This is a genomic window from Psychrobacter sp. JCM 18900 (assembly GCF_904846625.1).
In the GTDB taxonomy this organism is placed as follows: Bacteria; Pseudomonadota; Gammaproteobacteria; order Pseudomonadales; family Moraxellaceae; genus Psychrobacter.
Window position 1 is genome coordinate 113,220 of sequence record NZ_CAJHBL010000006.1, and the last position, 18,316, is coordinate 131,535.

Here is an 18,316-nt window from a genome sequence, read left to right on the forward strand (position 1 = left end):
AATTAACCACGCCTTTGAGCGTGGTTTTTTTATGCCGTTTATTTCTTATCAATCAATAACCATTCTATTAGGGAGTTCACTATGAACCTGATCGCATTAAACACGACGACTCAGCCAAGACAGACCAAGCGTGCCACCGTTAAAGTTAAGATGCCGATAAAGACTAAACATGGTATCGAAGATAGACCAAAGACCAAGCTAGAGAATAAACCCGTTAAGCTGCCTACTGGTCAATCAACTACAGCTAAGCGTTTGGTCAATACCAAATATTTAAGTCGTGAAGAATGGCTACAAGTGCGCAAGCAAGGCATTGGCAGTTCGGATGCCGCTGCCGCTTGTGGTATCCATCCGTATTTGTCGATGCTTGAGCTATGGATGATCAAGACTGGTCGCATGAGCTCAGATATCAATGAGAGCATCGAAGGCTATTCGCCACTGTACTGGGGCAATACCTTAGAGCCGATGGTCGCTAAGTACTATCAAGAACATACAGGAAACAAGGTACGCCGCGTCAATGCCATCTTGCAACATCCTGATTCTGATAAAGCCTTTATGCTGGCTAACCTAGACTATGCCATTACAGGTAATGACGAGGTACAGATTCTAGAGTGTAAAACCGCTGGTGAACACGGAGCCAAGCTATGGAAGCATGGCGTGCCGTTATATGTGACATGCCAAGTACAGCATCAGTTAGCAGTTACAGGTAAACAAGCTGCGCATATCTGCGTGCTGCTGTGTGGGCATGAAGCTAAGATCTACAAAGTTGAGCGTGACGAGCGCTTGATTGATTCCATCATGGAGAATGAGCGTCTGTTCTGGCAGTACGTGGAGACAGACACGCCACCAACCCCCGACCACTCAGAATCTGCTGCTCGGGCATTAAAGCAGTTGTACCCAACCCCTAAGCCATCAAGCAAGGTTGATCTAACGGATGATGATGGCGCTAACAAGCTGTTTGAGCAATTGCTGAGCTACCGTGACTACATGCAGGAGCTAGAAGAACGCCATGACCAAGTGAAGCATCAGCTGCAAACGCTGATTGCTGATAATGAAGTGGCTGTGTTTGAGAAAGGCGCGATCTCTTGGAAACGCTCAAAAGATAGTATTGGTTTAGACAGTAAAGCCATTATCAAAACCCATCCTGAGCTATTAGCCAAGTTCAGTAAAACAAAGCAAGGCAGCAGACGTTTCGTTGTGCTTAATGACTGAGAGAAAGATCACTCAATCATCAACACAATAACAATCAGTCAAAGCTAATTAATCAAAGCAAGTGCATAACTGCCCACCTATCACAGGTGGGCTTTTTTATGGCTCAACATACTCTATAAACACATAAGGAATACCATTATGATTAAAGGTCTAACGATAACCCCACCAGTTTTAGGTCGTATTAGCATTGGGCGTGTCATTCAAAAGGATGGCAAGCGCCTACCTGCTAAGGACGATCAATTCACTATCACCAGTCAAGTTCAGAACAAGGATGGTTGGATCAATCATCCACTTGATGCAAAGCTACGCGAAAAGAATGACGGTAAGCTCAGACAAATACCCGTACGCATGCTGTTTAATGATCCTGAGCTCAACCTACGTGCTGAGTACACGCTGTTCGATAGACAAACAGGTCGTCCACTATGCGTGGGTGACGGTGAGCAGTGTCAGAGACGAACCAATAATGGTGTCGAGCAACTACCGTGTCCATCTCCTGATCGCTGTCCACTGGCACAAGGCGGTTCTTGTAAGCCGTATGGCAGACTGTACGCAAATCTGAGTGAAGACGATGAGCTGGGTACGTTTATCTTTCGCACCACAGGCTTTAATAGTATCCGTACCTTGGCAGCAAGATTGAGCTATTTTGCTGCGGTATCAGGCAACAAGCTGTCATGTTTGCCACTGCAACTCACGCTCAGAGGCAAAAGCACCACGCAAAGCTATCGAACTCCGATTTACTTTGTGGATTTAACCCTGCGTGATAATGTGACGCTGAAGCAAGCGGTACAAGATGCTGGAGCTATTGATAAGGAGCTTAGCGAACATGGCTTTGATCAAGCGGCGTTAGAGGCAGCAGCAAAGCTTGGCTATGTGAACTCATGCTTTGGTATCGATAGCGAAGACGCAATGGAGGTAGTGGACGAGTTTTATCCTGTGGAGATAGATGATGATGGTAATGATCAGCAGGGTGACTATCAGAATGGGTTAGTAACTAATAACGTGACCAGTATTGAGCAAGGATTACGACAGAGTGTGACGGCTGTGAGCTAGCACGGTTAAAGCAACAGAAAAGCATACGAAAAGAGCTGATTATTCAGCTCTTTTTTTTATGGCTTCAATTAAGGCTAACAGTCGGACTGCATGGGATGCGGTAAAAAAATATAGGACTCGATAAGTATATGAGGGGAAATGCTCTCATTCACTTACCAGGAGATAATCATGAAAAAATTAAATATCAACGATCAGAATAGCAAAGCAAACCTTAGTAACGATCAGAATAGCAAAGCAAACCTTAGCGATGGATATGTACCAAGAATGCTGCCTTTGAAAATAGTGACTTACCACACTGGACTGAGTAGTACTACTATTTACGACATGCTAGATAAAAAATCAAAGCGCTACGACTGCACCTTTCCTATTCAGGTTAAGCTATCAAAAGGACGTGTGGCATGGGTTGAGAGCGAGGTTGCAAAATGGTTAGATGATAAAATAGCTGCTAGGTTTCAGTAGAACAATAAAAAAAATAAGCCGCGTAGAGCGGCTTATTTTTTTTATGTAAAATTATTTATATCTTCGAAAGATAAAGCAGTCTTCTTAAAGTACATAAATCAATCATAACTATCTACATCGATAAATGCACTATAATCTACGCCATCTGGAAAATCTTCGCGAGTTACCCCTTGCTTACGCATCTCACGATCTAAATCCTCTTCCATTTGTCGCTCAGAGTCACTTAACCCTTGGTACCTATCATTATCATCGCCATATGGATCAGACATCGCACTCTCTCTATTTCTTGGTAACTAGGTTAATGCTATTTGGTTTTAATCTGCTATATCAAGAGACTTGTCATCAATATACAAGATTATATTTTTTATGGCTAAGGTAAATTCTGTAAATGAACTTCGACTGATAAGTAGTTATTGATTACTATAAACAAAGATCAATACATGAGCTTTTTATTTAAAATTTTAGTAAGATATAACACGACATATACTGACGTATTGTTTTACTAAGTCCTTGAGGAGTCGAGTTTATTTACTCATAATAAATTATCTTAAAAAGGACACACTCTTGGATTCCTCAACAGCTTCTACACTTTCTATAATACTAGGTATTATTCCATTGGCCATCGGTATGGTTAAATTTCTTTTTTCTACTTTAAAGAAAAAAGGTTTATTAAATCATTATGTAAAAATTGATATTGACAATATTCGACATATTCTAGAAAACTCTAAGTTGAGTGCTCTAGAGCGAAATTCACTAAACGAAAGTCTAATACAGGCCGAGTTTAAACAGGTATATGGAATACCGTTTAATAAATATAACAGGCAAAGAATTATCCGTGCTGAAACATTATCATTGAGGAAGTTAACTCATCATGACTTCCGTAAAGCAAAGGGTAATATATTAGTAAATGGGAATAATATTGTTTTTAATAAGCCACTTTTTTTCTCTTATGAAGCCTGGTCTAATATACAAAAGTTAGGTAAGCGCTTATCCGTTTTCGTTTCAGTCCTTATATTCATTTATCTTTCAGGCTACATCATTGTGCAAGCAACAAAAACTACAACTTTGAATGAAACATTCAGTCGCACCTTTGGTTCAGAACAGTATCTCTTTTTGATATTCATGTTTATAGTTTATGTTTGTTTAGCAGTGTTTATGAATCAGTTATACTTCAATACAGAATCTACAATCAAAGTTAAGAAGTATCTTGATCGCACTAAAAATATGATCATACGTGATTCATTACTAGTTCTACCCAACGTAAACATTATTTATCTTATAAGTCCTCATAGTCTAAAATTCAAAACAGTTGGGCATAAATTATTTTGCTCTAAAATAGGTAATCCATCTGTTTATACTGCCTGTCATTATGCTAACTACAACTAGCAACTATATCTTTATTACTTCCGTCGAGTATATGGTCAACTCTCTATTTGCTTTAACACAGACCAACTCCTTATACTAGACCGTTTGAACCACTTATTCTAAAAACCGAGTAATTCCATGAGTCAACAAGCCCACAAGCAATTACAAACTGTTCATAACAAACTGATCGCCTTTATCTGGTCTATCGCTGATGACTACCTCAGAGACGTGTACGTCCGAGGTAAATACCGTGATGTCATATTGCCCATGGTAGTACTACGCCGCTTAGATAGCTTGCTTGAGCCAACCAAAGAAAAGGTATTGAAAGAGATCAGCCAACAAAAAGAAGAAGGTTTTGATGAAGAAGACGAATTTGGTTTAAGAGATGCTTCAGGCTACGTATTTTATAACACTAGTAAATGGACATTAAAAAGCCTTAGTGAAACAGTCAGTAATAGTCAGCAAATTCTACTGGCAAATCTTGAAGAATACTTGCATGGCTATAGCGATAACGTCAAAGAGATCATTCAGTGTTTTGAGCTGTTTGCCCAATTTGAACATATGGCAAAAAAAGAAGTGCTATATGGCGTGCTTGAACAGTTCGTCTCTCCTTACATGAACTTTTCGCCCAATGAAAAAGTTGATCCTGATGGCAATAAAATCCAAGGCTTAAGTAACTTGGGCATGGGCTATGTGTTTGAAGAGCTGATTCGTAAGTTTAACGAAGAAAACAACGAAGAGGCAGGAGAACATTTTACCCCGCGTGAAGTCATTGAGTTGATGACTCACCTTATCTTTGATCCCCTAAAAGGCAACCTACCGCCAAGCATTACCGTATATGATCCTGCTTGCGGTAGTGGCGGTATGCTCACCGAGTCGCAAAACTTCATTATCGAGAAGTACCAAAGCGAAGACTACGAGCGCAGTATTTATTTGTATGGTAAAGAGATCAATGATGAGACTTATGCTATCTGTAAGTCGGATATGATGATCAAGGGCAATAACCCTGAAAACATCAAGGTCGGCTCTACCCTATCGTCTGATAGCTTTGCGGGTAAATCTTTTGACTATATGCTATCCAACCCACCATATGGCAAAAGCTGGGCAAATGAAAAGCAGTACATTATGGACGGTAAAGAAGTAGGCGACAACCGCTTTACCGTTAAGCTCGCGGACTATTGGGACGTGATCAGTACCGAACCTGCAATCCCAAGATCAAGCGACGGTCAGCTGTTATTCTTAATGGAAATGGTCGATAAGATGAAATCGACCGATAGCGGTAGCCAAGGCTCACGCATTGCTTCGGTACATAACGGTTCAAGTCTGTTCACAGGGGATGCAGGATCAGGTGAAAGCAATATTCGCCGGTACATTATCGAAAATGACTATCTCGAAGCCATCATTCAGATGCCTAACAATCTGTTTTACAATACAGGCATCACCACCTATATCTGGCTGCTATCCAATAACAAACCCAAATCACGTCAAGGCAAAGTACAACTGATCGACGCCAGCCAAATGTATCGCAAACTTCGTAAAAATTTGGGCGATAAAAACTGCGAGTTTAGCCCAGCCGATATCACCGCCATTACTCAAACCTACCTTGATATGGCAACCGTGACGTGTCAGCCCGATGACTTCAACGACAAAGGCGACCCTATCGGTATCGCCAGTCAGGTTTTTGATAATCAGGACTTTGGCTATTATAAAGTAAGTATCGAACGTCCCGACCGTCGTCATGCGCAAATGCGTGATGATCTCATCGCAAGCTTGCGCTTTGATAATCAAATCAGCGATGCTATGAGCCAAGTGTACGATGAGTTTGGTGACGAGCTCTACGATAAAGCTTTCTTTACCAGTCAAAAAGACGTGCTAAAGGAGTGGTCAGAAAAAGAAGCGTTTGGACTGTCTGCCAATCAACGTAAAAAACTGATTAACTTTAGTACATGGCAAGATCAGCGTGCGATACTGGACTATGCCACCGTCATTCGTGATGCGATCAGCGATGATCTAAGTCACGAGTACAGCGCAGATACGCTCTATACTGACTTTAATGTGTTTACTGATTTAGTAAAAAGCACGCTTAAAGCCAATGACATTAAGCTTAAAGCCGCTGAGCATAAACAAATACTCAATGCGGTCAGCTGGTACGATGAGAGCGGCGCAAAGGTAATCAAATCCATCAGTACCCTTAAGTCTGACAAGCTTGACGCATTAACCACGCATTTAGGCTGTAGCATCAATGACTTGCCCGACTTTGGTTATTGTCCTGCCGCAAGCGCGGGGATTGAGGATTCCAAGCCCAACCAATACGTGGTCTATGAATCAAACTCAGATCTGCGTGATTCTGAGTCGATACCACTTGGTGACAGCATTCATGAGTATTATCTCAATGAGGTCAAGCCGCACGTCGATGAGGCATGGATAGATGGTGATAGCGTCAAGATCGGCTATGAGATCAGTTTTAATAAATATTTCTATCAGCATAAGCCGTTACGTTCACTGAGCGAGGTAGCAAATGAACTGGTCGAGCTTGAGAAGCAGGCAGATGGTTTGATTCAAGCCATATTGTCTCATCATTGATTTGCTTGACTGTTGCTTGACTGGTTGGCTATCAAATGACTAAATATAAGTACAAAGGCTAATAAGTATAAGGGTTTACGCTTATCAAAATTGCTTGACCGTTGCTTGACCGTTGCTTGACTAACAAGCTCTCAACTTGCTAAATATAGACAGAAAAGCTTATAGCTAGGCGGGTTTGTGCTTATCAAAATTGCTTGATCGTTGCTTGACTACAATCTATTAATAATGAGAAAACCATGCTTGAAAAAATGGATAAATTGCAATCTTTAACGGTTGAGCTAGCAAAACTACCTAGTGAAACCGAATGGGTAGAGTTTAAGGTAAATAATGAAGACCCTGATATGATAGGGCAAAATATCTCTGCCTTATCCAATACGTCAGCGCTTATTGGCAAAAAACAATCTTATATGGTTTGGGGACTTGATGATAAAAGTCATGACATCGTCGGTACAACCTTTACGCCAAGCCAAACACGAAAAAAAAATCAAGAACTAGAAAGCTGGTTATTACAAAAGCTGACACCAAAACTTAACTTTCGGTTTTATGAATTTGAGCTTGATGCAAAGCCAATTGTTATTTTGGAGGTCCAATCTGCTTTGACCACCCCTGTGCGTTTTGACGGTGTGGAATACGTAAGAATAGGCTCTTACACCAAAAAGCTACGCGACTTTCCAGAAAAAGAACGGGAGCTATGGCGCGTTTTTGATAGAACGCCTTTTGAAGAGCAAAGTGCAATGCACCAACAGAGTAAAGAGCAAGTACTGAGTCTGCTCGACTATGCCAGTTACTTCCAATTGCTTGATGCGCCCTTGCCCGAAAACCACGACGCTATTATAGAAAATTTTGCGGACGACAGTCTTATCAAAAAGACAGATTCTGGATCGTGGGATATTACTAATCTAGGCGCTGTATTATTCGCCCATAAGTTGTCTGATTTTAAGAGTTTAGCGCGCAAAGCGTTACGTATCATCGTTTATCAGGGTAATAACAAGTTAAAGACAGTTCGTGAAATCACTTCAGATAAAGGCTATGCCATTGGTTACGAAGGGGTCATAGAAAACCTGAAACTGATCCTACCCAGTAACGAGATCATCGGCGATGCGTTTCGACGAGAAGTGCCCATGTATCCTGAATTGGCGCTTAGAGAGCTGGTGGCCAATGCTCTAATACATCAAGATTTTAATATTACAGGCACAAGCCCTTTAATCGAAATTTATGCACACCGTATCGAAATCATTAATCCAGGCTCTTCTTTGATTGCCATCGATCGCTTGATGGACAAGCCACCACGCAGTCGCAACGAGGGTATCGCCTCGCTAATGCGGCGTATTGGTATTTGTGAAGAGCGTGGCTCTGGTATTGATAAAGTCGTCGCTGAGACTGAGTTTTATCAACTGCCTGCCCCTTTGTTTGAAATGTCAGATGAGTTTACCAAGATAACTTTGTTTGCGCATCGAGAGTTTAAGGACTTGGATAAAGAGGAACGTATTCGAGCCTGCTATTTACATGCGTCATTAAAATATATCAGCCATGAAGCGATGAATAACTCTACGCTGCGAGAGCGATTTGGGATTGATGTAAAAAATAGTGCCATGATCAGTCGGGTTATCAAACAAGCCATCGAAGCTGGCGTGATAAAAATGTATGATCCAACGGCGGGTACTCGGTCTGCCAGATATGTGCCACATTGGAGCTAACCATAATGAAAATGATAGATGATTTAACACAAATGGATTACCCGCAATATAACAGCTATAAAGACAGTGGCGTGGATTGGTTGGGCGAGATTCCTGAAGAATGGCATACTGAAAAAGGGAAATGGTTATTTAATAAAATGGATCGACCTATTAGAGAAGATGATGGAATCGTAACTTGCTTTCGTGATGGCGAAGTCACTTTAAGGTCTAACCGTAGAACTGACGGCTTTACAAATGCATTAAAAGAACACGGTTATCAAGGTATCCGAAAAGGTGATTTAGTTATTCATCAAATGGACGCTTTCGCAGGTGCAATTGGAGTTTCGGATTCTGAAGGAAAGTCCACACCAGTCTATTCAGTATGCGTTCCTAAAAAACCTGATCAAATATCACCGCACTATTACATGTATTTCATGCGTAGTATGGCTTTACGTGGCTTCATACTTTCTCTTGCTAAAGGAATACGAGAACGTTCAACGGATTTTAGATATAACGATTTTGCTAAGCTAGATCTACCTCTGCCGCCTTACAACGTTCAGATTAAAATAAGTAAATTTATTGAATCAAGAACAACCCAAATCGACCAAGCCATTACTTTAAAACAACAGCAGATCGCTAAGCTTGAAGAGTATAAGCAAATCGTTATCCAAAATGCAGTGACCAAGGGACTAAACCCTGACGCACCGATGAAAGATAGCGATGTGGATTGGATTGGCGATATTCCTGAGCATTGGGAAGTTAAAAGACTGATGTTTGTAACCGAAAATTTTAATAAAAAGGTGTTAGGTTCTGAATCAAAGCTACCTTATCTAGGTATGGAGAGTATTGAGTCGAAGACAGGACAACTATCTAACGAAACTTCAGAAGCAGAAGGTTTAGCATCTTATTTTAAAGAAGATCAAATATTATTCGGAAAACTAAGACCTTACCTAGCAAAAGTGTATCTAACTACTTTTGAAGGACTTTGTTCTACGGAGTTCATGGTAATGTCAGTACGTTCTGAAATCTCAAATACTTTTTTAAAATATCAATTACTATCTAATCGTTTTATCGCACAAATTAATAGCTCAACGTATGGTTCTAAAATGCCAAGAGCAAGTGCGGAATACATTAAGAGGCAGTCAATTACACTACCTCCAACAGAAGAGCAAAAGCTCATTGTAGATTATATTGACTCAATAACTAATAAAGTAAATAAAACCTTATCTAGTTATAACTCGCAAATCGACCGCCTAAAAGAATACAAAACCATCCTGATCAACCAAGCGGTGACAGGTAAGTTAAAGGTCAGCTAACGTCGTTACTACCAACATAGACAGCCAAGTGACCCTCATGCCCAATGCCATCAACCAATTATCTGAGCTGCTTGAGACCAACGAAAACGAAGTCGTTGAATTTAAAGAAGCCAAGACGCAGCATGACTTTAAGAAGTTATGCAAATATTTCTCAGCGCTCAGCAACGAAGCCAACCTAAAGGCTAAGGATTGCGCGTGGCTGGTATTGGGCGTTAATGATGACAAACACATTGTAGGCACACAAGCCTACGCGGAAAGCAAACTGACGAGATAGCAAATTACATCAAGAACAAAGGACTTGATAACCAGTATTATAAGGACATGATCTTACAGTGTATTGGAAGCTTTGAAGCAGTAAAGCGTTCTGTGATTGATGATCTTCTTTTTGATAAACTGCCAGACGTGCTGTCAGAGCAGCAAAAAAAAGCCAAAGTACGAAACCTGCTACAAAGCTTACGTAAAGAGAATAAGATCACGGCAGAGGGTAAGACTTGGATGTTAACAGATGAATAAACGGTTTTGTGTGATTTAGACATTTAGAGTAGCTTTTAAACATTCAGGTTTAATTTTAGACATTTAGATATAGTTTTAGACATTCGTGATAATGCTCTACCCAATCACATTGATAATAATAAAAAGGATCTTACATGGCAAACCAACCTACTACATTTAGCGAACGTGAGCTTGAAGAGCATATCGTCAAAAGCATGGTTAACATGGGCTACATTCAAGGTGACTACAATGACTATGATAAGCAGTTCGCAATTGATAGAGTGCTGTTTTGGCAGTTCTTACAAGACACTCAGCAAAAAGAGCTGGATAAAATTATCAAATTTAACCCGCACGGTTGGCAAGATAAAATCCTGCATAGGCTTGACCGTGTCATCAAAAACAATGGTGTTTTGCATATTCTAAAACACGGCTTATCCGTCGATGACGCCACCTTTAATTTGCTCTACCCTGCCCCACTTGCTAGTAGTAGCCAAAAGATCAAAGATAACTACCAAACAAATATATTTAGCATTACCCGCCAAGTATATTACTCAGCCGATGAACCGCGCAAATCTATTGACCTTGTGCTGTTTATTAATGGCTTAGCCCTTATTACCTTTGAGTTGAAAAGCACGCATAAGAGTCAAACAGCACGGTTTAATGCCCTCAAGCAATATCAAAACGACCGTGACCCAAAAGAGCCGTTATTTAACTTTGCACGCTGCGCGGTACACTTTGCTTTAGATAATCAAGAAGTCTATATGACCACACGTCTGGCGGCTGCCAAGACGTTTTTTTTGCCGTTTAATAAAGGCAACAACGGTGGCAGTGGTAATCCGCTTAATCCTGGTGGCTTTAAGACTTCTTATTTGTGGGAAGAAGTGCTAGCACAAGACAGCTTAATCAATTTACTTGGTCATTTTGTTCGTTTAGGCTGTGACGATCCTGATATCAAAAACCCTAAGATAAATGATAAAACGCTGTACTTTCCGCGTTACCATCAAATGAACGTAGTCAGAAAACTGATGGCTGACGTACAAGATTACGGTGTGGGTAAGCGTTACCTTATCCAGCATTCAGCAGGTTCAGGCAAGTCCAACTCTATTACATGGCTGGCGTATCAACTTATCGAAGCCTATCCCAACCCAAGCGATGATTACAATTCTATCAACGCACTAGATATCGAAAAGCCGCTCTACGACTCCATTATCGTAGTCACTGACCGTAGGCTATTAGACAAACAAATCCGAGATAACATCAATCAATTTAGTGAAGTCAAAGGCATCATTGCCCATGCTCAGCGATCTCGTGATCTGCGTAACGCCCTTGAGTCAGGTAAAAAAATCATCATCACTACTATTTTTAAATTTCCATTTATATTGGATGAAATCAGCGAGATGGCAGATAAAAAGTTTGCCATCTTGATTGATGAAGCCCACAGCTCTCAAGGCGGTTCAGTCAGCGATGACATGAATAAAGCGCTTGGAGTACAAGGTGATAGTGCTGATGAAGCCGACAATTCTAGTGATAATGAAGTAGAAGATAATCAAGATAAGATTATCAAAGCCATTGAAGCCCGAAAAATGCAAGGGCATGTCAGCTACTTTGGCTTTACTGCTACGCCAAAAGATAGCACGCTTGAGAAGTTTGGCATTAAGCAAACCGATGGTAGCTTTGAGCCATTTGATCTGTACTCGATGAAGCAAGCCATTCAAGAAGGCTTTATTCTTGATGTTATTGCTAACTACACTACATTTAAGTCTTATTATCAGATTCAAAAGACCATCAAAGACGATCCTAAGTTCGACACCAACAAAGCACAAAAGGCACTAAAGGCTTACGTTGAGCATACTGAGCAAACCATCAATACCAAAGCTGCGATCATGCTCGATCACTTTATGGATAATATTTATGGCAAGAATCGATTAAACGGTCATGCTAAGGGTATGGTCGTCACGCAAAATATTCCAATGGCGATTCGCTATTATCAGGCACTAACTAAACACCTAAAAGAAAAAGGCAATCCTTTTAAAATCCTGATTGCTTTCTCTGGTAGCAAAAAGGTAGACGGTATTGAATATACTGAACCTACTATGAATGGCTTTGAAGAATCTAAAACTAAAGACAAGTTTGATACCGATGAGTATCGCCTATTGGTTGTGGCCAACAAATATCTAACAGGGTTCGACCAGCCTAAGCTTACTGCTATGTATGTTGATAAGAAGCTCAAAGGTGTACAAGCAGTGCAGACTCTCTCACGTCTTAACCGCTCAGCACCAAAGTATGGTAAGAAAACTGAGGACTTATTTGTACTCGACTTTTATAACACCACCTCAGATATAAAAGCTGCCTTTGATAGATACTACACAGCGACCACCTTATCTGAAGCGACTGACATCAATGTCTTGCATGAGATCAAAGACAATCTAGACAGCAAAGGCGTGTATGAGACGCATGAGGTAATAGAGTATGCCGACCTATTTTTTGGTAACGAGCCTATGGATGTGCTAGAGCCAAAGATAGATGTTTTTGCCGATCGCTTTAATGATACGCTGAACCTAGCAGATGAAACTAAGATCGAATTTAAAATGCAAGCCAAGCAGTTCGTTAAGCTCTACGGTAGAATTGCGGCAATCATTCCATTTAACATGGTCGATTGGGAGCGCCTGTATTGGGCACTAAAGCCATTGATACCTAAGCTGAATGTCAAAACTACTGAAGACAAAGCTATAGACGACCTACTTGATTCAGTGAACCTGAATACATACGCAATTGAGCGTACAACATTAGGGCAAAAAATAACTCTCACCGATGACGCAGGCGAGCTGACACCATCTAACAGTAATCCAATAGGCGTTTACGATCCTGAGACCACAGAAGATGTATTAGACAAAATCATTGAAGATTTTAACAAGCATTGGTTTGAGAATTGGCACGCAACGCCCGAAGAGCAACGTTTTAAACTTGTAAACTTAGTCAAGCGTATCCAAGAGCATCGTGACTTTGAGTATAAATACAATAATATCGAAGATGAGCAAGCACGCAATATGGAGTTTACCAATATGGTCAGAGAAATTGTAGTCTCAGACCGCCGTAAGGAAGTAGACTTTTATAGAAAGTTTGTGGGCGATAAAAACTTCCAAATGGCGTTTATGCATAGCTTAAGAATGTTGGTAGATAGAGAGGCTGGTGAGAAGCGATAAGGAGCAGATTAGATGGATATTTATAAGATAATTGACGATAGACTTCGCTATCCTTTAGCATCTAAAACTGAGAACAAGGATGATTTGGACTATATAGACCATGTGTTAAGTACTCAGGAAAATCAAGCAGGATTAATACTGGGTCAAAACACTATTGATCGTAAAGCTAGTAATAATAGGTTAATCAAAGAGCTAGTATTATCCGATTGGTATATATCGGGAATATTTGACCTATCTAAATTAATGCATCCTTATAGTGGTATCAACTTTAGCTTTTATTGGTTAACTAAAGCCAAGCCTAAACAGGTTTCGTTCTCTATATTCAAGGGATCAGAGACATATAAATATAATAGGCGAAATGTAAAAATTTTGGAAGATCTCGTAGTAAACAGAGCAATCACGCTTAAATACGAACAATACTTAAACTGTCTCAGCACAGTTATAAAGGGCATAAGCCTCTCAGAACTTAATCAACAAAATTGTGAAGCTGAGTTTTTTGAGCGTGCATTGGATGACGTTAATTTTGATAATCTTTCTATCAGATATAATAGCCCTGAAATGGTAGAGAACCGGCTAAAATTAGAAGATGAAACAACATTTCCATTATCTGAAGTAGCAGATATTTTATTTCCACGACAAATTAAAGATAGAATTGGCAAAGTGTGCAAGCCAAAGCATCTCGATAGATTGCCAGATTGTCTAAAATCAGCAGCTGAAAAGGCTACTGATATATTAATCCAAGCTGGAGATATCTTAGTTACTCGAATGGGAAAGTTAAATTTCACATTAGTCGAACATGATTTTAATGAGCCAGTTTTTGCGTCCAACTACTTGTTTGTCATCAGACCTAAAGGTGATTCCATTAATTCCGAATTTCTATTTTTATATTTTAAAAGTAATACGGCACAGAATTATTTCTTGCAGTTTGAGCCTGGCGTTATAGGTCACTTTTTTACTAAAGAGCATATCAACAACTTACCAATAATTATTCCAAGTAAAGATGTGCTGTCTAATGCCAGACCCTTATTCGTAGCACTTTACAAGGATAAAAATCCAGATCATATTGAGATAATTAATAAAGAATTATTCAATACCAAAGTGCCAGAAAAACCCTTTCAAAAAGATTTGATACAAGAAATATTAAGTCATCTTCAGATTGTGAAGCAGCACTTCATTCGAGAAATAATCAAAGGTGATTTAAGTGAGATCGATGCATGTATTAATGCAGGTGCATACAAAAGCGCTCTAATTTTGTCTGGATCGGTTTTGGAAGGAGTGTTACTTGACTGGTTATCTGAAATTGATAAGATCGATTATATCAATTCTAAAACCCATAAGAAAATGCTTGGTGAGATAATATCGGAACTTAAGCAATCTCAACATTTAACAGCATACCTAATAGATGCTGCGTTCAAGATTAGCGGTTATAGAAATATCGTTCATCCCAAAGTTTTTCTACAAAAACGAGTGAGTCTTGATAGAGTAATTGCAGAAGAAATCTTATCAGATTTAAGGAAAATTTTGTCCAAACGCCTGAAGGATAGTTTGACGTGAGGAAAAAACTGTGAAATTGCAGAAAAAATTATTTACTAATAAGCTAGGGCTTTTAGGATTACTATTTGGATTTACATTATCGGCTTCAGCAGTCGTACCAACCATTCAACAAGTTATAGTGTTGGCGGAACAAGGTAATACAATGGCCCAAGCTTCCCTAGGATCAGGTTATAGTCTAGGTAGAGATGGTCTAAGTAAAGATAAAGTGAAATCCTTCTACTGGTTTAATAAAGCAGCTGAACAAGGCCATGCATCATCCCAGTACCTTACTGGTTTTAATTATCGTGACGGCAGTGGTGTCCGCCAAGATTATCAAAAGGCGCTTTACTGGCTCAAAAAGTCCTCTGATCAACGTTATGCACCCGCCCAGTTTTCTCTTGGAATAATGTACAGTATGGGTGAAGGTGTACGTCAAAATAAGTCCACTGCTAAGGAATGGTTTGGTAAGGCGTGCGACAATGGAGCGCAAGAGGGCTGTAATTCATATAGGCGATTGAATGAGCAGGGATATTAAAGTATTCAAACTAAATTAATGAACCTATTACTTACTGCAAATTTCAAACTCTCAAAACAGCCATCGTCGTCTATAATTTTTCAATCCTTAAATTTTAAACCTCTATATCTTTATAATCAAAGGCATATCTAATCACGTTGCTATTCGTGTCTGGATATGCCTTTTTTATGCCCTCCACCTACTGAGTAAGCCATGTAGGCATTTGCTGATTGCAATAGCTTTTATGCCGACTGTGAGAAGCTCTTTCGCCCTGACTTAAATGATAAGGCGGTAGTATTGCTTTCTAACAACGACGGGGGCGTCGTTGCTCACTCAACTGAAGAACAGGTAATCAATATCAAGATGGAAGTGCCATACTTTCAAGTGAAAGAATTCTTCGAGCAGAAGGACGTTACCGTTTTTAGATTCAACTACACCCTTATACTATTTAAGGTTAACAGAAAATTTCAGCTTATGAATAATATTATTATTTTCGAATAATGGTGCTTTTTTTAGATTAAATCTTATTATTTGATATAAACTAACCGAACACTTGCAAATAATTGAATACCTCAACAATTGACTATTAAATAGTAGGTTATAGATGCGTAGAGAACAAAATATATTATTGGTTGCAGATGAATCCTCTCTGATGAAGATATATGATTTTGCGAAATTAATTAAAACTGTCTCCAGTATTAATAATCCAATGTTAAAAGTTATGGCGTTTACACAATTACAGCCAGCATTTAGTATCGGAAAAATTTTCGGTAATAAGAAAATTGATCGAAATGTTATCTTGTCAGATATACAGCAGTTATTAGGTTTAGGAGCTAATGTAAGTCATATGCTTTTAAGTGAAGCAAGCAATGTTTCACTAGGTATGGGAGAAGTTCCTAAAAATAACTGCTTCTATATCTCGCATCCTATAAAAGAAGATATATACATACCTCTGCAAGATTATAATAAGCTGTTGGCAAAAGAAAAGAATAATGTATTTATGGAACTTGCAGCTGCATTAGGTGCAAAGTCCATACACTTAGAAGATGCCAATTTTTATAACAATGAAGGGAAATTAGAGACAGAATTTAGCTCATTCAAGCCTTTAGCAATGAATATCGGTATAAATGCAAATTTTGAAAAGGATGGCAGTATAAAAAGGGAAGTTTATTCCTCTTTCGATAAACCTAGAAGAACGCCAATGATACCTCCACATTTGCAAAAGTGGGTTGATATTGACTCGGACTTAGGACTCATGGCAACTCATAGGTTAAACAATGGTCTTCTCTCACATCAAATAAATTTACAGTTTAACGACAGCTTAGCTGGCGCAGCAGAAGTAGCTGCAAATATTCCAGGAATCAACGAAGGCGTTCGTTTCAAAACATCGGCTAGTAAACACATTTCATCAACATGGGTTTTTAGAGTCGAATATTATTCGATATATGATGAGTAAACTAAAAAGCGTTTTTTAGTGATAGTATATATTCGAGACTAAGTAATTTTTAGGAATATTTAGTTACAATTAATTATAGGACAAATCTTACTGGACGCTCTATATTTAATACTATAATGATGTTGGTCTATTTGATGGTCTAATATAATATTTAAAAACACAAACTTTAAATATATCAATACTTTATATTTATGGTTCGAATCCCTCCTTCACCGCCAATCTTATTCTGCTTAAGCAAAACCTCAGTTTTTCTATCTTGTTCTACCCTTCTCTCAATATTCTTTATATTTTTTAACAGTAAGACTTTCAGTCTATACTCATCCTCTACTGCTGTCTGAAATACTTCTGTTTAGCCTTAACTTCGTGTGTTGTATGAGATCTAATAACTATATATCTAATTGAATAACACATTGATTGACCAAGCTAAAAATTTCTTACCATGGGCTGAGAGTGACTCATAAAATGAGTAGATACTCTATTACGATTCGTTTTATTATCAGCTTAATTTTATCTCTAGACCCTTATACGAAAAGGCTTTGAGTTTTCCTGTGGCATTCAATCTAGCTTTGTATCTATATTTACCATCATTGCTATTCCGTACAAAAATGTAATCACAATAGGGTCTCTGACACTCGGCAGATGCCATTATCCAAAAATTGGATTATAGTAGATATCGGTAGTATTTATTTAAATAAACTAAAGGATACAACGATGAAAACACTAGGAATGTGTATCGCAGCAGGACTCGGATTGAGTGCTTGCGCTACTGGCATAGGCGGCACGGCAACAGGTAATACCAATCAAAATAACAACTCTGCTAACGTAGTCACTAAATACCCAGTTGAGACTGCCTTACTCAATATCTATACCAAACAACGTAGTGAAAAACTGGTCGCTACTGTGGGCGGCCAAAACGTAGCCGCAGATATTCAAATCACCCCTAAAGGCAGCATGCGCTTTAATAATAAAATGGTACAAGGCGCAGAAGTCAGCACAATCAACACAGTGAATCAGCAGATTACGGATCAGTCCGTCGCTATCAATTACTTTACGCTAAATCCATTGGTGTTCCATGGTTTTACGGATAGTACGGGTGAGTATTCAATCGCTAAACAAACGACTAGTATCCCTCAAATGGCTACTGTAGGCGACTCAAATCAGCTCATCACTGAAAACGTATATGCTGACAGCAGTATGCGTCAGAAAACCGCCACTTATAAGCAGGACTGGTCGCTCACACAAGATACAAATAACACGGCGTGGCTCTGTATAAAAACTTCAGGCAATCTACTTTTGACTTCTGATGCTGCAGGTACGTCTTCAGAGTGCTATAAAATCAATGCCAAAGGCGATGTTTCAAGTAGTAAAGTCACACTCACTCAGCCTAATAAAAGCGGCATATCCAAATCAATGACGTTTATCAGTCAGTAGCATTTGCTCAATTAGTAACGATCAATAGT

15 protein-coding genes and 1 pseudogene are annotated in these 18,316 nt (G+C 39.3%); 15 read left to right on the plus strand and 1 reads right to left on the minus strand.

Translation table 11 applies throughout. The annotated features are described in order from the left end of the window. Positions 1–81 precede the first annotated feature (81 nt). The 3 genes from JMX96_RS11810 (at position 82) to JMX96_RS11820 (ending at position 2,718) form a co-directional block, all read left to right on the plus strand. Entirely contained in the window at positions 82–1,209 is a 1,128-nt protein-coding gene (locus JMX96_RS11810; RefSeq protein WP_201569241.1) for a YqaJ viral recombinase family protein, read from the plus strand. Positions 1,210–1,347: 138 nt separating this feature from the next. Further along, a complete protein-coding gene (locus JMX96_RS11815; RefSeq protein WP_201569243.1) occupies positions 1,348–2,259 on the plus strand; it encodes a hydrolase or metal-binding protein in 912 nt (303 codons plus the stop codon). A gap of 168 nt (positions 2,260–2,427) precedes the next feature. After that, positions 2,428–2,718: a helix-turn-helix transcriptional regulator gene (locus JMX96_RS11820; protein ID WP_227677038.1), complete on the plus strand. Its 291-nt coding sequence runs from the start codon at positions 2,428–2,430 to the stop codon at positions 2,716–2,718. Positions 2,719–2,816: 98 nt separating this feature from the next. Here JMX96_RS11820 and JMX96_RS11825 read toward each other — a convergent pair whose 3' ends face one another. Beyond that, positions 2,817–2,987, minus strand: a complete 171-nt coding sequence (locus tag JMX96_RS11825) for a hypothetical protein (protein WP_201569247.1) — start codon at positions 2,985–2,987, stop codon at positions 2,817–2,819. Positions 2,988–3,282: 295 nt separating this feature from the next. Between JMX96_RS11825 and JMX96_RS11830 the strand changes: the two genes are divergently transcribed. The 12 genes and pseudogenes from JMX96_RS11830 to JMX96_RS11885 all read left to right on the plus strand — a co-directional run bounded on the left by JMX96_RS11830 (position 3,283) and on the right by JMX96_RS11885 (position 18,287). Then, entirely contained in the window at positions 3,283–4,104 is an 822-nt protein-coding gene (locus tag JMX96_RS11830; protein ID WP_201569250.1) for a hypothetical protein, read from the plus strand. A gap of 117 nt (positions 4,105–4,221) precedes the next feature. Continuing rightward, on the plus strand, positions 4,222–6,666 hold the full coding sequence (locus tag JMX96_RS11835; RefSeq protein WP_201569251.1) for a type I restriction-modification system subunit M: 2,445 nt from the start codon (positions 4,222–4,224) through the stop codon (positions 6,664–6,666). Positions 6,667–6,902: 236 nt separating this feature from the next. Beyond that, entirely contained in the window at positions 6,903–8,363 is a 1,461-nt protein-coding gene (locus tag JMX96_RS11840) for an ATP-binding protein (RefSeq protein ID WP_201569253.1), read from the plus strand. A 5-nt stretch (positions 8,364–8,368) separates the two neighbouring features. Continuing rightward, positions 8,369–9,658 carry a restriction endonuclease subunit S gene (locus tag JMX96_RS11845; RefSeq protein WP_201569255.1) on the plus strand — a complete coding sequence of 430 codons (1,290 nt, stop codon included), beginning with the start codon at positions 8,369–8,371 and terminating at the stop codon, positions 9,656–9,658. Positions 9,659–9,695: 37 nt separating this feature from the next. Beyond that, on the plus strand, positions 9,696–9,932 hold the full coding sequence (locus JMX96_RS11850) for a helix-turn-helix domain-containing protein (protein ID WP_201569257.1): 237 nt from the start codon (positions 9,696–9,698) through the stop codon (positions 9,930–9,932). Positions 9,933–10,024: 92 nt separating this feature from the next. Then, positions 10,025–10,171, plus strand: a complete 147-nt coding sequence (locus JMX96_RS11855) for a hypothetical protein (protein ID WP_201569259.1) — start codon at positions 10,025–10,027, stop codon at positions 10,169–10,171. A 134-nt stretch (positions 10,172–10,305) separates the two neighbouring features. Then, a complete protein-coding gene (locus JMX96_RS11860; protein ID WP_201569261.1) occupies positions 10,306–13,353 on the plus strand; it encodes a type I restriction endonuclease subunit R in 3,048 nt (1,015 codons plus the stop codon). 12 nt (positions 13,354–13,365) lie between these two features. Next, positions 13,366–14,907, plus strand: a complete 1,542-nt coding sequence (locus JMX96_RS11865) for a restriction endonuclease subunit S (RefSeq protein WP_201569263.1) — start codon at positions 13,366–13,368, stop codon at positions 14,905–14,907. Between the two features lie 10 nt (positions 14,908–14,917). Further along, positions 14,918–15,421 carry a tetratricopeptide repeat protein gene (locus tag JMX96_RS11870; protein ID WP_201569265.1) on the plus strand — a complete coding sequence of 168 codons (504 nt, stop codon included), beginning with the start codon at positions 14,918–14,920 and terminating at the stop codon, positions 15,419–15,421. A gap of 219 nt (positions 15,422–15,640) precedes the next feature. Continuing rightward, a pseudogene (locus tag JMX96_RS11875) lies at positions 15,641–15,901 on the plus strand (DNA polymerase V subunit UmuC); the annotation flags it as partial. 103 nt (positions 15,902–16,004) lie between these two features. After that, the gene (locus JMX96_RS11880) at positions 16,005–16,856 is read left to right on the plus strand and encodes a hypothetical protein (protein WP_201569267.1); all 852 of its coding nucleotides are present in this window, start codon (positions 16,005–16,007) and stop codon (positions 16,854–16,856) included. 711 nt (positions 16,857–17,567) lie between these two features. After that, a complete protein-coding gene (locus JMX96_RS11885) occupies positions 17,568–18,287 on the plus strand; it encodes a hypothetical protein (protein WP_201569269.1) in 720 nt (239 codons plus the stop codon). Positions 18,288–18,316 lie beyond the last annotated feature (29 nt).